This window comes from Vibrio sp. 970 (assembly GCF_033339075.1).
The window spans coordinates 1-562 of record NZ_JAWOTW010000646.1 but is presented as its reverse complement, the minus strand read 5'-3'; the positions used below and the strand labels follow the sequence as shown (position 1 = coordinate 562).

At 48.6% G+C, this 562-nt stretch carries 2 protein-coding genes; both read left to right on the top strand.

Annotated features, from left to right (window positions below):
- A partial coding sequence (dapF, locus tag R7Q11_RS28385; RefSeq protein ID WP_225467256.1) for a diaminopimelate epimerase occupies window positions 1-285 on the top strand: 285 nt, incomplete at its 5' end.
- On the top strand, window positions 279-562 hold a 284-nt coding region (locus tag R7Q11_RS28380; RefSeq protein ID WP_225467255.1), incomplete at its 3' end, for a DUF484 family protein. The genes dapF and R7Q11_RS28380, both read left to right, overlap by 7 nt.

Below are 562 nucleotides of genomic sequence, written 5' to 3'. Positions count from 1 at the left end.
TCACACGAACGCTTCCCTGAACGTGTGAACGCTGGCTTTATGCAAGTGGTGAGTCGTGACCACATTCGTCTTCGAGTTTACGAGCGCGGCGCAGGTGAAACACAAGCTTGTGGTAGCGGCGCATGTGGCGCGGTGGCTGTGGGTATTTTGCAAGGACTTTTGGATGAGAGTGTGAAAGTATCGCTACCTGGTGGTGAGCTGCATATTTCTTGGCAAGGCCCGGGTAAACCACTCTTTATGACAGGTCCTGCTACTCACGTATTTGATGGTCAACTGTCGTGCTAGTCAAAGAAAAAGGAAACGGTTTGTCTCAAGTTGAAGCTGACGCATTAACGGCAGAAGTGGTGGCTGAATACCTAAAAGATCACCCTGACTTTTTTGTTGAGCGCCCTGAGCTGGTGGATCGTCTGTCTTTTCCACATTCGGATTTAGGTACGGTTTCGTTGGTGCATATTCAAATGAATCGCCAGCGTCAGCGTATTGAAGAGCTTGAAGAAGAGATCACCACGTTAATGTCGCTTGCGGCAAACAACGATCGTACCTTCTACGAATTCATGGATTT